15 protein-coding genes are annotated in these 13,001 nt (G+C 60.0%); 13 read left to right on the top strand and 2 right to left on the bottom strand.

All coding sequences use genetic code 11. From position 1 onward, the window contains the following. Window positions 1-182: 182 nt before the first annotated feature. The 3 genes from BV911_RS12320 (at window position 183) to BV911_RS12310 (ending at window position 3,402) form a co-directional block, all read left to right on the top strand. A complete protein-coding gene (locus BV911_RS12320) occupies window positions 183-1,457 on the top strand; it encodes a DUF3422 family protein (RefSeq protein WP_086053922.1) in 1,275 nt (424 codons plus the stop codon). 141 nt (window positions 1,458-1,598) lie between these two features. After that, a complete protein-coding gene (locus BV911_RS12315; RefSeq protein WP_086053921.1) occupies window positions 1,599-2,762 on the top strand; it encodes a M20 aminoacylase family protein in 1,164 nt (387 codons plus the stop codon). 133 nt (window positions 2,763-2,895) lie between these two features. Next, window positions 2,896-3,402 (top strand): hypothetical protein, encoded by a 507-nt coding sequence (locus tag BV911_RS12310; RefSeq protein WP_086053920.1) that lies wholly within the window; start codon window positions 2,896-2,898, stop codon window positions 3,400-3,402. A gap of 39 nt (window positions 3,403-3,441) precedes the next feature. Here BV911_RS12310 and moaA read toward each other — a convergent pair whose 3' ends face one another. Next, on the bottom strand, window positions 3,442-4,449 hold the full coding sequence (gene moaA, locus BV911_RS12305) for a GTP 3',8-cyclase MoaA (RefSeq protein ID WP_086053919.1): 1,008 nt from the start codon (window positions 4,447-4,449) through the stop codon (window positions 3,442-3,444). A gap of 141 nt (window positions 4,450-4,590) precedes the next feature. On the opposite strand from moaA, the gene BV911_RS12300 reads away from it, so the two are divergent. Beyond that, window positions 4,591-5,265, top strand: a complete 675-nt coding sequence (locus tag BV911_RS12300) for an HAD-IA family hydrolase (RefSeq protein ID WP_086053918.1) — start codon at window positions 4,591-4,593, stop codon at window positions 5,263-5,265. 122 nt (window positions 5,266-5,387) lie between these two features. Further along, window positions 5,388-5,888, top strand: a complete 501-nt coding sequence (locus BV911_RS12295; protein WP_086053917.1) for a lysozyme inhibitor LprI family protein — start codon at window positions 5,388-5,390, stop codon at window positions 5,886-5,888. 9 nt (window positions 5,889-5,897) lie between these two features. Here the strand turns inward: BV911_RS12295 and BV911_RS12290 are convergent, their stop codons facing one another. Continuing rightward, on the bottom strand, window positions 5,898-6,971 hold the full coding sequence (locus BV911_RS12290) for a hypothetical protein (RefSeq protein WP_139840075.1): 1,074 nt from the start codon (window positions 6,969-6,971) through the stop codon (window positions 5,898-5,900). Window positions 6,972-7,288: 317 nt separating this feature from the next. Between BV911_RS12290 and BV911_RS12280 the strand changes: the two genes are divergently transcribed. The 8 genes from BV911_RS12280 (at window position 7,289) to nuoF (ending at window position 13,000) form a co-directional block, all read left to right on the top strand. After that, entirely contained in the window at window positions 7,289-7,654 is a 366-nt protein-coding gene (locus BV911_RS12280; protein WP_086053914.1) for an NADH-quinone oxidoreductase subunit A, read from the top strand. Then, window positions 7,645-8,178: an NADH-quinone oxidoreductase subunit B family protein gene (locus BV911_RS12275; protein ID WP_086053913.1), complete on the top strand. Its 534-nt coding sequence runs from the start codon at window positions 7,645-7,647 to the stop codon at window positions 8,176-8,178. Before BV911_RS12280 ends, BV911_RS12275 begins: the two co-directional genes overlap by 10 nt. Before the next feature lie 29 nt (window positions 8,179-8,207). Beyond that, a complete protein-coding gene (locus tag BV911_RS12270) occupies window positions 8,208-8,810 on the top strand; it encodes an NADH-quinone oxidoreductase subunit C (protein ID WP_086053912.1) in 603 nt (200 codons plus the stop codon). A gap of 68 nt (window positions 8,811-8,878) precedes the next feature. Further along, complete coding sequence (locus tag BV911_RS19570) at window positions 8,879-9,043, top strand: hypothetical protein (RefSeq protein WP_168184058.1); 165 nt, start codon at window positions 8,879-8,881, stop codon at window positions 9,041-9,043. An 11-nt stretch (window positions 9,044-9,054) separates the two neighbouring features. Continuing rightward, window positions 9,055-10,266 carry an NADH-quinone oxidoreductase subunit D gene (locus BV911_RS12265; RefSeq protein ID WP_086053911.1) on the top strand — a complete coding sequence of 404 codons (1,212 nt, stop codon included), beginning with the start codon at window positions 9,055-9,057 and terminating at the stop codon, window positions 10,264-10,266. Window positions 10,267-10,380: 114 nt separating this feature from the next. Continuing rightward, window positions 10,381-11,439: an NADH-quinone oxidoreductase subunit NuoE gene (gene nuoE / locus BV911_RS12260; RefSeq protein WP_086053910.1), complete on the top strand. Its 1,059-nt coding sequence runs from the start codon at window positions 10,381-10,383 to the stop codon at window positions 11,437-11,439. Between the two features lies 1 nt (window position 11,440). Further along, window positions 11,441-11,704, top strand: coding sequence for a DUF5337 domain-containing protein (locus tag BV911_RS12255; protein ID WP_086053909.1), 264 nt, complete (start codon window positions 11,441-11,443; stop codon window positions 11,702-11,704). After that, window positions 11,705-13,000, top strand: coding sequence for an NADH-quinone oxidoreductase subunit NuoF (nuoF, locus tag BV911_RS12250; protein ID WP_086053908.1), 1,296 nt, complete (start codon window positions 11,705-11,707; stop codon window positions 12,998-13,000). Window position 13,001: the final 1 nt, after the last annotated feature.

Raw genomic sequence — 13,001 nt, 5'->3', positions numbered from 1 at the left:
GGGCGTGGCGTCCCGAACGGGCCGTTCTGTCGCATGGGACAGGCGTTTCGTACAGGACTGGCTGTGCTATCCCACGCCAAGGCTGCCTGATGCAACGCGTTGACGCGCTGGACCGAGTGCCGCAGCCTGACAGATACGGGGCGCGCACAGATCCGAACGCGACGAGGAAGGTTAAGACAATTATGATCCGGGATCACGAACTGCGCTATGCTTTGGCGAATGAACTTCATGCCCGGCCCTTTCCGGTGGTCTCGGCCCCCGGCACGGCGTTGTTTCTGGCGATCAAGCAGCCACAAGATGCGGCTGGGCGTGACCGCGAGGCCGACCGGGCCCATCTGATTGATTTGCTGGATCGCCACGGTGCCCCCCATCCGACGCCGGGGGCGACGCATTATTCCGGGGAAATCGGCAAACATGTCCTGAAATGGGAAAGCCATACCGAATTTGTGACCTATACGCTGTTTTCCGACGGCGACACCGGCGTGGCGTTTGATGGCCAGTCGTTCAAGATGTTGCCGGAAGATTGGCTGGACGCCGCGCCGGGGGTGCGGATGACCTCGGCCCTGATCCGGGTTGAGCGGTATACCGATCCTGACGAGGTCTCGGGCAAGGTTGAGGACTGGTTCGTCAATGAAAGCGTCGCGGTCAGCGAAGTGGTGGGCAGCGGGCTGATCATCGCCTCGGACTTTCGGATTGATGCCGCAGGTCACAAGCGGATTGCGGTGTTCGCGCCCGCAGACGTCACCTCGCGGCAGATCGGGCGCATCGTGCAGCGGATGTGTGAGATTGAGATTTACAACACCATGTCGATGCTGGGTCTGGCAATGGCGCGGGATCTGGGGGATGGGATGGCCCCCATTGAGGCCCGGCTGACCCGGATCGTGGAGGGCATGAGCGATCCGACCAACAGCGCCGAAGAGACCCTGAAATCCTTGCTTGAAATCGCCGCCGAACTGGAAAATCTATCGGTTCGGTCCAGCTTTCGCTTCGGCGCGTCCGGGGCCTATGAGGCCTTGGTCAATCAACGGGTCGAGGTCCTGCGCGAGACCCGCTTTCAGGGCCGCCAGACCTTTGCCGAGTTCATGATGCGGCGGTTTGATCCGGCGATGCGTACGGTGAAATCGGCCGAACGTCGACTGGCGGGCATGACCGACCGGGCCAATCGGGCGGGAGAGTTGCTGCGCACCCGGGTAGACGTGGAACGCTCGGCCCAGAATCATCAGCTTCTCGAAGGCATGAACCGCCGTGCCGAACTGCAATTGCAGTTGCAAGAAACCGTCGAGGGGCTGAGTGTGGTTGCGATCAGCTATTATGCCATCAGCATTTCGCTGTATGTTCTGGCGCCCGTGGGCAGCGCGATCGGCCTGTCGAAACCGGTGATCGGGGCGATGGTGACGCCCTTGGTCGTGGTGGCGGTCTGGTGTTTGGTGCGGCGGATTCGGCGGTTGGTGCACTGACCGAACAACGCAGCGACTGACCCGGTTGCGAGCTGCCGCAAAAAGCGGCGCATGCGGCAAAGGCGGCGCGCGGACAGCGCCGGGGCTGGTGATGCGCGGCGAGGTAGACTATCCGGGACAGGTCTGTCAGGGAATTGCGTCATGCCGATTAAGAACCGATTTGCCGAACTTCTGCCCGAAATCACCGCGTGGCGGCGCGATTTGCACGCCCATCCCGAACTGATGTTCGACACCCACCGCACCGCTGCATTTGTGGCGGATCGGCTGAAAGAGTTCGGCTGTGACGAGGTTGTCACCGGAGTCGGGCGCACCGGGGTTGTTGGTCGGATCCGCGGCCGCGGTGATCAGTCGGGACGGGTGATCGGCTTGCGCGCCGATATGGATGCCCTACCAATCCTAGAGGCGACGGGGCTGGACTATGCCTCGACCACGCCGGGAACAATGCATGCGTGCGGTCATGACGGGCACACCGCCATGCTGCTGGGCGCGGCGAAATATCTGGCCGAGACCCGGAACTTCGATGGCACGGTCATCGTGATCTTTCAGCCCGCTGAAGAAGGCGGTGGCGGCGCCAAGGTGATGATCGATGACGGTCTGCTGGACCGCTTTGATATTCAGGAAGTCTATGGCATGCACAATTGGCCCGGCTTGCCCGATGGGCGCTTTGCCATCCGGCCCGGCGCGTTTTTTGCTGCCACAGATACCCTTCGGATCACGCTGACCGGGCGCGGTGGTCATGCCGCTAAACCGCATGAGACGGTGGATCCCATCGTCATGGCCAGCCATCTGGTCCTTGCCTTGCAAACCATCGTCAGCCGGAATGCCGATCCCGTGGCGCAGGTCGTGGTCTCTGTGACCAGCATTGAAAGCGACAGCAAAGCGTTTAACGTCATCCCGCAATCGGTACAACTGCGGGGCACCGTCCGCACGCTGGATCCGGTGCTGCGCGATCTGGCCGAAGCCCGGATCACGGCGATTTGCCATGCCACGGCAGAGATGTTTGGTGGCAGCGCCAGCGTCACCTACACGCGCGGCTATCCGGTGATGGTCAATTCCGAATCCGAGACCGACTTCGCCGCCGAGGTGGCGCGCGGCGTGGCCGGCGAATGCGGGCTTGCGCCGCTGGTCATGGGGGGCGAAGATTTCGCCTATCTGCTGCAAGAACGGCCGGGTGCCTATATTTTGGTGGGCAATGGCGACAGCGCGGCGATTCACCATCCAGAGTACAATTTTAACGACGAGATCATCCCGGCGGGCTGTTCATGGTGGGCCGAAATCGTCGAACACCGCCTACCCATCGCTTGAGGCGGGCGCAGAGCGGACAAGACTGGACGCACATTGAAAAATAAGTCACTTCTTGGGCGCGATACAAAAACTTGTGTCGTCATCGAAACGCGGCAGCGCTGACTGCCGCGGAACAAATACAAGGATGATATCCATGGGTTCTGCACGTTATTTTGGCTACGGTCTGGTTGGGGCAATGATGGGGCTGCTTGGCAGCCAAGCCCAAGCTCAGGAACTGCAGATGGTCGACCAGCTGGGCGACTGGACACTGTATTACAGCAAGGCCTTGGGGGATAGCTGCCTAGCATCGCGCACCGATGCAGAAGGCCGTCAGTTTCAGGTCGGCGTCGACCGCAAAAAAGAGCTAGCCTATGCTGGCCTGTTTGCCAAAGTCGAGGCAGGTACCACAGAGGGTGATTTCGTGCCCGTGGCCATGACGCTGGGTGAAACTATCTTCACCGGCGAAGCGAAAGAGTACAACAAAGAAGGCGTTCAGGGCGGCTACGTCTTTTTCAACAACCTGAACTTTGCCTATGAGCTGGCCAAGCAGCAGACCCTGATCGTTGACCGCTCCAACGGTGAGTCGGTGACTGTTGACCTGACCGGATCGGCCAAAGCGATTGAAGCTGTAATCGATTGTCAGATTGCGACCATGCAGTAAGCGATCTTGATCCGTCGCGGTCGTTCTGATCGCGGCGGATCAGCCGCCGGTATGGCTCATGTGGCGGGTCATCTGCCCATCCGGCCGTGCCCGGGAATAATCAAAGTCGTGCCCCTTGGGCTTGTGCGAAATCGCGGTGCGGATGGCGGCTTCCAGCGGCGCATTGCTAGTCAGATCAGCGCGCAGCGGTTTGCGCAGATCGGCCATGTCTTCCTGCCCGAGGCACATGTATAATTCGCCAGTGCAAGTCAGGCGGACCCGGTTGCAGCTTTCACAGAAATTATGGGTCAGGGGCGTGATAAAGCCGATCTTCTGGCCGGTTTCCACCACACGCACATACCGGGCGGGGCCACCGCTGCGTTCGTCCAGATCGGTCAGGGTGACGCGCTCTGACAAGCGGGCGCGCAGGTCCTTTAGGGACCAATACTGACCAACCCTGTCTTCGTTGCCAAGATCACCCATCGGCATCACTTCTATGAAGGTCAGGTCCATATCGCGGCGAGCGCACCAGTCGGTCAGGGTGAACAGTTCATCCTCGTTGAAGCCTTTTAAGGCGACCGTGTTAATCTTGACCCGCAGGCCCGCAGCCTGTGCCGCATCGATCCCGCGCAGCACTTGCGGCAGTCGCCCCCAGCGCGTGATCGTGGCGAACTTCGTCTCATCAAGCGTATCGAGTGAGACATTGATCCGACGCACGCCGCACGCCGCCAGATCGGCGGCGTATTTTTCCAATTGCGAGCCGTTGGTGGTTACGGTCAGTTCGCTCAGCGCGCCGCTGTCCAGATGCCGGGTCATGGCGCGGAAAAAGGTCAGGATGTCGCGACGCACCAATGGTTCGCCGCCGGTGATGCGCAATTTTTTCACCCCAAGGCCGATAAAGGTGGTGCACATGCGATCCAGTTCTTCCAGCGTCAGCAATTCACGCTTGGGCAGAAAGGTCATGTTTTCGGACATGCAATAGACGCAGCGAAAGTCGCACCGATCCGTCACCGATACCCGCAGGTAGGTGATTGCGCGGGCGAAAGGGTCGACAAGGGGCGCAGTCATGTCTCTGTCGTAATCCTGCGCGCCTTTCCCGGCAAGGGCTAACGCAGGGACGCCGGACCGCCGGCGCGCTTTTATTTCCGGTCGTCGGCCTGTACTGGCACAGCGACAGGGACCGTTTGGAACAACAGGGCAGGCACCGGCATGGCGACAGTAGTTTTCGATCTGGATGGGACATTGGCAGACACGTCGGGCGATTTGATTGCCGCAGCCAATCAGGTGTTCCGGGGCATGGGCCATGGCGATCTGTTGGACCCGGCGCTGGATCAAGCTGCGGCGTTCCGCGGTGGCCGGGCGATGCTGGCCTTGGGATTTTCCCGCCTTGGCCAGCCCGAAACGGGCCCGGCGATTGAAGCCGGGTATCCCGATCTTCTGGCGGCCTATGAGGCTGCGATCGATGTGCATACGGCGCTGTATCCCGGGGCGATCGCTGCCGTGGATCGGTTGCTGGCTGCCGGATACCGGACGGCCATTTGCACCAACAAGCCCGAAGCGCTGGCCGAACTGCTGTTAGGCAAGTTGGGCATTCGCGATCGGTTTGGGGCGCTTGTCGGGGCCGACACCTTGCCGGTACGCAAGCCCGATCCGGCGCCGTTCGTCGAAGCGGTACGCCGTGCAGGGGGGAACCCGGCCCGTGCCGTTTTGATCGGGGATACGGTCACGGATCGTCACACGGCTAAAGCCGCGGGGGTGCCATGCGTGCTGGTCACCTTCGGTCCCGATGGCGAGGACGTGGCGGGGCTGCATCCCGAAGCCCTTCTGCGGCATTTCGATGATCTAGACCGGGTGCTGGAACCATTGTTGTCCGTCACGGCGTAGCGCCATTGCGTGGTCCCGTGCCACGGAACTGCCCGCCGTTTTTTCACTGGACGTCGACGCGTTGCGCGGGGATCATCTGACGACAGTCGGGCAGGGCATTTTAACATGGGGTCAGGATTGCGATGAAGGTTTTACTCGGATGTGTTGGGATCGCGGTCCTCATCATGACGTTTCCGGCGCAGGCAGACACTTATGCAGCTATTCTTGACAACTGTCTGGCGAACAGCGCCGGGGAAGACGGCGATCTTGCCTGTCGCGATCTGGTTTATGAAGCGTGCCAAGCTGCCAGCGGCGATCAGACCACATACGGAATGAGCGCCTGCTTGGTTGCCGAAAACGCCGAGTGGGACCGGGTGTTGAATGACCTGTGGCCCGCGATCCTTGCCGACGCTAAGGCCCGCGATGTCGATGTTCCGGATCAGCAGGGTGCCAATGTGGAGCACCTTCTGGCGGCGCAACGGGCTTGGATCGCCTTTCGCGATGCGGAATGTGCCAACGTTTATCAAACGTTCATCGGCGGCACGATCCGATCCATTGTCGGCGGGGCCTGCCTGATCGAACTGACCTCGGATCGGGTGATCCAGTTTCGCCACGGAATGGCCTACGGCAACGAACCGCGCTGAGGGCTGCGTTTAGATCATCGCCAGTGCCAGCGTTCGGCATTTTTCAGCGCGCCGCATCTGGGCGTTATGCGGGGCAGGGCGCTCAGGGGCGTGTCGCCCTTGTGCCAATCGCGCCTTGCACAGGCCCGCAATGAGGTGATCGGCCCGGAAGTTCTGGGCTGCGCCAATTGTCACCGTTCCGATCTGTCCATCCGGTTCCACATGCACGATCCGTTGCAACATCCGCGCAGCCGTGGCGACGCCAGACGTCACACCGATATCGAACATCATCAGGTCGACGCCGGGGGCAAGCGCATCGCAGTTCAGTCCATTCCAATAGGTGATCCGCAACCGCGCCGCCGTCTCGGCCGGATCGCGATCTGTGGCGGCAGCGCCATCAAGGCAGGTGCCGGGAAAGGCCAGTGACAGTTTGCGCACCTGCGCGAGGCAGAGCGAGAACTGCCGGGCATCCTTAGGGTTTGGTGCCGTCGTCGGCGCGTGGGATTGTAAAGGGGCGACGTGTGCCGGGGGCAGGACATTGGTGCTGACCCTTTGCAAAGCGGTCCGGTCCTTTAGGCGCGAGCCCTCGGATGAGCCAAGCCAAAAGCTGACCACAGTGGCAAATGCAGCGGTGAGGGCGCCCACCGTAATGTTGACGATCTGAATGACGCTTTGATTGGCGCTGCTGCTGGCGTCGGGTGACCGGATCAGCGCGATCAGAAAAATTAGGGTGGCGAAGAAGCCCCCGGTCACAACAAGCGATACGGCGACCGGTGCCCAGGCCAAGGACAGATTACCTGCGGCAGGTTGGGCGATTGGAGATGGCGTGCCCCATTGATTGCTGAACCGGTTCGCAAAGTCGTGAACCATCTCAGCCCGAAATTGCGCTTGCGCGTCGGTTTCGATTTCAGCCAGCCGCAAGCGCAGGGTTCCGGCCAGATGCATGTCGGCGACGCGCAGGGCGGCCTCGTCTGGATCGTCGGTTCCCAGAACATCGCGGACTATCGCAACGACCCGGTCTTGGATTTCCGGCATGGCGCCCGGGGTCAGGTGTTTGGCGAGATCAGGAAGCACGGACAGGGCAAGGGCAATTATTGGGCTCATCTGGTCCTCCGGCATGGCGGCGATTCAAACGCTGCCACCGGTGATACGCTGATATTTCAGGCTGTTGCGGTGCAGGGTGATTAACCGGACGCGGCGTCAATTACGTCAAAAGGACCGGATAACGGGTTGGAAAAAAGCAGAAAAGGGCCATGCGGCATACCGGCGCTACCAAAAAGTGGCGCCAAGTAAGGCTGTGAAAAATATGCGCTTTTTTCATCGCCTAGAATAGGGACTTGCGGTTGACCGGTTTGGGGTGGAGGTTTACACGGAGGGCTACTCGATAACGACTGAACGCCGCGTAACGGAGGCCGAATCTCTTGGAAGAGCTGCTTCGCGAATATCTGCCGATCCTCATTTTTCTCGGAATAGCGATTGCGCTGGGATTGGTCCTGCTTCTGGCGGCTGCCATTCTTGCAGTGCGGCACCCGGACCCCGAGAAAGTCAGCGCCTATGAGTGCGGGTTTAACGCTTTTGATGACGCGCGGATGAAATTCGACGTGCGCTTCTATCTGGTGTCGATCCTGTTTATCATCTTTGACCTTGAAGTTGCATTCCTGTTTCCGTGGGCCGTGGCCTTCAAGGATCTCGGGATGCTGGGCTTCTGGTCGATGATCATATTCTTGGGTGTGTTGACGATCGGGTTCATCTACGAATGGAAAAAAGGGGCGTTGGAATGGGAGTGAGCACTGCCGTGAACACCGCCGGTCCTGATCGCGAAGTTGCGACGCAAGAGTTGAATCGCGAGTTGCAGGACAAAGGGTTTCTGCTGACCTCGACTGAGGATATCATCAACTGGGCCCGGACCGGGTCCTTGCACTGGATGACCTTCGGTTTGGCCTGCTGCGCCGTTGAAATGATGCACACCTCGATGCCGCGCTACGATCTGGAACGGTTCGGAACGGCGCCGCGCGCCAGCCCGCGTCAGTCCGATCTGATGATTGTGGCCGGAACGCTGACCAATAAGATGGCTCCGGCGTTGCGCAAGGTGTATGATCAAATGCCCGAGCCGCGCTATGTGATCTCTATGGGGTCCTGCGCCAATGGCGGCGGCTACTACCATTACAGCTATAGCGTCGTGCGTGGCTGTGATCGCATTGTTCCCGTGGATATCTATGTTCCCGGTTGCCCGCCCACCGCCGAGGCGCTGCTTTATGGCATTTTGCAGCTTCAGCGTCGGATCCGGCGCACCGGTACGATCATCCGCTAAGCCGCCCGCGACCAAGGACACCACTGCCCATGACCGAACAGCTTCGCGATCTTGCCGAATATCTGGAAGCCACGCGCCCTGATTGTATCGTGACCACGTCAATCGGGTTTGGCGAGTTGAATGTCACCGTGACCGCGGCGGCACTGGTTCAGTTCTGCGAGTTTCTGAAGGCCGATCAGACCTGCCGTTTTTCGACGTTGGTGGATATCACCGCCGTCGATTACCCCTCGCGCGAGCGGCGCTTTGATGTGGTCTATCAGTTCCTGTCGATGTACCAAAATCAGCGCATTCGTGTGCGGATCGAGGCGCGCGAAGAAGACATGGTGCCATCGCTGATCGACGTCTACCCGGCTGCAAACTGGTTTGAGCGGGAAGTGTTTGACATGTTCGGCCTGTTGTTCTCTGGCCATCCCGATCTGCGCCGCATTTTGACCGATTATGGGTTTCGTGGGCATCCCCTGCGGAAGGACTTCCCAACCACAGGGTATACCGAGGTCCGCTATGACGAAGTGCAAAAGCGCGTCGTCTATGAGCCGGTGACCCTTGTTCAGGAATATCGGCAGTTTGATTTCATGTCGCCGTGGGAGGGAGCCGAATACATCCTTCCCGGAGACGAAAAGACAGGTGCTTGAATGACGTCGGGTCTGGCATCAACGGCATGCGCTGGCGCTTTGCGTAACGGCACTCCGGCGGAGGCCGTATGATGGGCGTTTTGTGGTTCCTACTGATTGGCGCGCTGACAGTGTACCCACTGTTCAAGTTGCTTCCGAAATATAAGCTGAACCCGTGGTGGTCGGTGGTTGCAATTCTACCCGTTGGCTTGATCATCTTGTTGTGGATGATGGCCGCGCGGGCGGACGAATAAAGGACGACCCGATGGACGGTACCAAATTCGAAGACGCCCTGACCGGCGAACAGAAGATCCGGAACTTCAATATCAATTTCGGGCCGCAGCACCCGGCTGCGCACGGCGTTTTGCGTCTGGTTCTGGAACTGGATGGCGAGATTGTCGAGCGTTGCGATCCCCATATCGGGCTGTTGCATCGCGGCACCGAAAAATTGATGGAAAGCCGGACCTACCTGCAGAATCTGCCCTATCTGGACCGGCTGGATTATGTGGCACCGATGAACCAAGAGCACGCGTGGTGCTTGGCGATTGAGAAGCTGACGGGCACCCCAGTGCCGCGCCGGGGCAGTCTGATCCGGGTGCTCTATAGTGAAATGGGCCGAATTCTCAGCCACCTGCTGAACGTGACCACGCAAGCGATGGATGTCGGGGCGCTGACGCCGCCGCTCTGGGGCTTTGAAGAACGCGAAAAGCTGATGGTGTTCTACGAGCGGGCTTGCGGTGCGCGCCTGCACGCAGCGTATTTCCGTCCGGGCGGGGTGCATCAGGATCTGCCGCCTGCCTTGATCGATGATATTGAGGCGTGGTGCGAAACCTTTCCTCATGTGCTGGACGACATCGACGGCCTGCTGACGGAAAACCGGGTTTTCAAACAGCGCAACGCCGATATCGGCGTCGTCACAGAGCAGGACATTCTGGATTGGGGCTTTTCCGGCGTCATGGTCCGGGGGTCGGGCCTGGCGTGGGATTTGCGTCGGTCACAGCCCTATGAATGCTATGACGAGTTTGAGTTTCAGGTGCCGGTGGGCAAAAACGGCGACTGCTATGATCGCTATCTCTGCCGCATGGCTGAGATGCGCGAAAGCGTGAAGATCATGCAGCAGGCCTGCGCCAAACTGCGCCTTGAAAAGGGCGATGTGATGACGCGTGGCAAGCTCAGCCCGCCGACGCGCAGCGACATGAAAACCTCGATGGAAGCGCTGATCCATCACTTCAAGCTGTACACCGAAGGCTTCCACGTCCCCGCCGGTGAAGTCTATGCCGCGGTTGAAGCCCCGAAAGGGGAATTCGGCGTCTATCTGGTGGCAGATGGCAGCAATAAGCCGTATCGCGCCAAGCTGCGCGCCCCGGGCTTTTTACATCTTCAGGCCATGGACTATATCTCTAAGGGCCATCAACTTGCGGATGTCGCGGCCATCATCGGCACGTTGGATGTGGTTTTTGGGGAAATCGACCGATGACCGATTTTGCAACACTGGGCCGGGCTTTCGTGCGTCTTGGCCAACCTACTCTCGCCGGGGGCCTGCGCCCATGCCGTGCGCCCTCTGCTCAGATTTCGAAGGACTGCGCCTGACATGCTCCGCCGCCTCCACCCCACCCAGCCTGACAGCTTTGCCTTCACGCCTGCCAATCAGGCTTGGGCCGAAGCACAGATCACCAAATATCCCGAGGGCCGTCAGGCCAGCGCGATCATTCCGCTGCTTTGGCGCGCACAGGAACAAGAGGGCTGGCTGACCCGGCCTGCGATTGAAGGTGTCGCACGGATGCTGGATATGGCCTATATGCGGGCGCTGGAGGTTGCGACCTTCTACTTCATGTTCCAGCTGCAACCCGTCGGCTCGGTCGCACATATTCAGATTTGTGGCACGACGTCCTGCATGATTTGCGGGGCCGAGGATCTGATCGCGGTCTGTAAGGACAAGATCGCACCGCAGGCGCATGCCCTTAGCGGTGATGGAAAGTTTTCGTGGGAAGAGGTCGAATGCCTTGGGTCCTGCGCCAACGCGCCGATGGCCCAGATCGGCAAGGATTATTACGAAGACCTGACCACCGATGGTTTCGCGACCCTTTTGGACCGGATGGCCGCGGGCGAAGTGCCTGTGCCCGGACCGCAGAACGGGCGTTATGCAGCGGAACCTTTGGGTGGTCTCACCAGCCTGACTGCACATGGCGACAATCGCCTTCCTCAGAATGCGTCTGTGACCTTGGCGACCGAGATCGGCGATACCCTGAAGCGGATTGATGGCACCGAAGTTCCGCTGACGACCCCGTGGCTGGGCATCGGCGCAGGAGGTGAAGAGGATGCTTTGGATGACGCCCCCGAAGTCGAGGACGACGCGGTCGGCGACGATCCTGTTCTCGCACCCGGCGCGTTGACCGAAGCCCGTTATGGCAAGGCTGACGATCTGAAGACCATCAAGGGTGTTGGGCCGAAGCTTGAAAAGCTTTTGAATTCCATCGGGATCTTCCATTTTGACCAGATCGCAGTCTGGAACGACACGGACGTGGCCTGGGCGGATGAGGAACTTGTGGGGTTCAAGGGCCGGGTCTCTCGCGATGAGTGGGTGGCGCAGGCGCGCGCGCTTGTTGCTGACGGCCAAGCAACCACACCTGATGATAAGGACGCCGACTGACATGTCACCGGCTTCGCCCCCCCAACGTGATGCCGCCAAAGCGACGGAGCGTCAGGCACGCACCGTTGCCTTGGTCATCGCGGGTGCGATGCTGCTGTGGCTTGCGGCACAATTTCTTGGCCAGCATTTCGACTGGCCTGCGCGCTATGCGTTTTTATTCGATTTCGCGGCATTGGCGGCCATGTTCTGGTCCCTGGTCGTGACATGGCAGATCTGGCGAAAGCGCCGATCCGGGCAAGCGACCGATATGAGTGAGGATAGCTGAATGCTGAAAGACGAAGACCGGATCTTCACCAATATCTATGGAATGCACGACCGGTCCCTCGCGGGGGCCAAGTCGCGCGGACATTGGGACGGCACAGCGGGCATCCTTGATAAGGGTGCTCCATGGATCGTGGACCAGATGAAAGCCAGCGGCCTACGTGGGCGTGGCGGGGCAGGGTTCCCGACCGGCCTGAAATGGTCGTTCATGCCCAAGGAAAGCGACGGTCGCCCCAGCTATCTGGTGGTGAATGCCGACGAATCCGAACCCGGCACCTGTAAGGACCGCGAGATCATGCGCCATGATCCGCATACCTTGATCGAAGGCTGCTTGATCGCCAGCTTCGCAATGCAGGCACATGCCTGTTACATCTACATCCGCGGTGAATATATTCGGGAACGCGAAGCCCTTCAGTTGGCCATCGACGAGGCCTATGAAGACGGCTTGATCGGCAAGAACGCCTGTGGTTCGGGCTGGGATTTCGATCTCTACGTCGCCCACGGCGCTGGCGCCTATATTTGCGGCGAAGAAACCGCGTTGCTGGAAAGCCTTGAAGGCCGCAAGGGAATGCCGCGGATGAAGCCGCCATTCCCGGCTGGCGCGGGGCTGTATGGTTGCCCAACCACAGTGAACAACGTCGAATCCATCGCGGTTGTGCCGACCATTCTGCGCCGTGGCCCGGAATGGTTCTCCAGCTTTGGACGTCCCAACAACGCGGGCACGAAGCTGTTTGCGATCTCGGGCCATGTGAACCACCCTTGTGTGGTCGAAGAGGCGATGTCGATCTCGTTCCAAGAACTGATCGACAAGCATTGCGGCGGTATCCGCGGCGGGTGGGGCAACCTCAAGGCGATCATTCCGGGCGGCTCATCGGTTCCGTGTCTGCCGGCGCCGATCGCCAAAGAGGCGATCATGGATTTCGATTGGCTGCGCGAGCAGCGCTCGGGTCTGGGAACGGCGGCCGTGATTGTCATGGACGAAAGCACCGACATCATCAAAGCGATCTGGCGGTTGTCGAAGTTCTATAAGCATGAAAGCTGCGGTCAGTGTACGCCCTGCCGTGAAGGCACGGGTTGGATGATGCGGGTCATGGACCGCTTGGTTACGGGCGAAGCCGAGGTTGAAGAAATCGACATGCTGTTCGACGTCACCAAGCAGGTCGAAGGCCACACGATTTGCGCCTTGGGCGATGCGGCGGCATGGCCGATCCAAGGCCTGATCCGTCACTACCGGAACGAGATTGAAGACCGCATCAAGCACAAGCGCACTGGGCGCGTCAGTGCCGTGGCGGCGGAATAAG

Origin of the sequence: Pseudoruegeria sp. SK021 (genome assembly GCF_002119405.1) — a bacterium.
Classification (GTDB): Bacteria; Pseudomonadota; Alphaproteobacteria; order Rhodobacterales; family Rhodobacteraceae; genus Meridianimarinicoccus.
The sequence above is the reverse complement of the archived record's forward strand: the minus strand, read 5'-3'. Positions and strand labels throughout refer to the sequence as shown.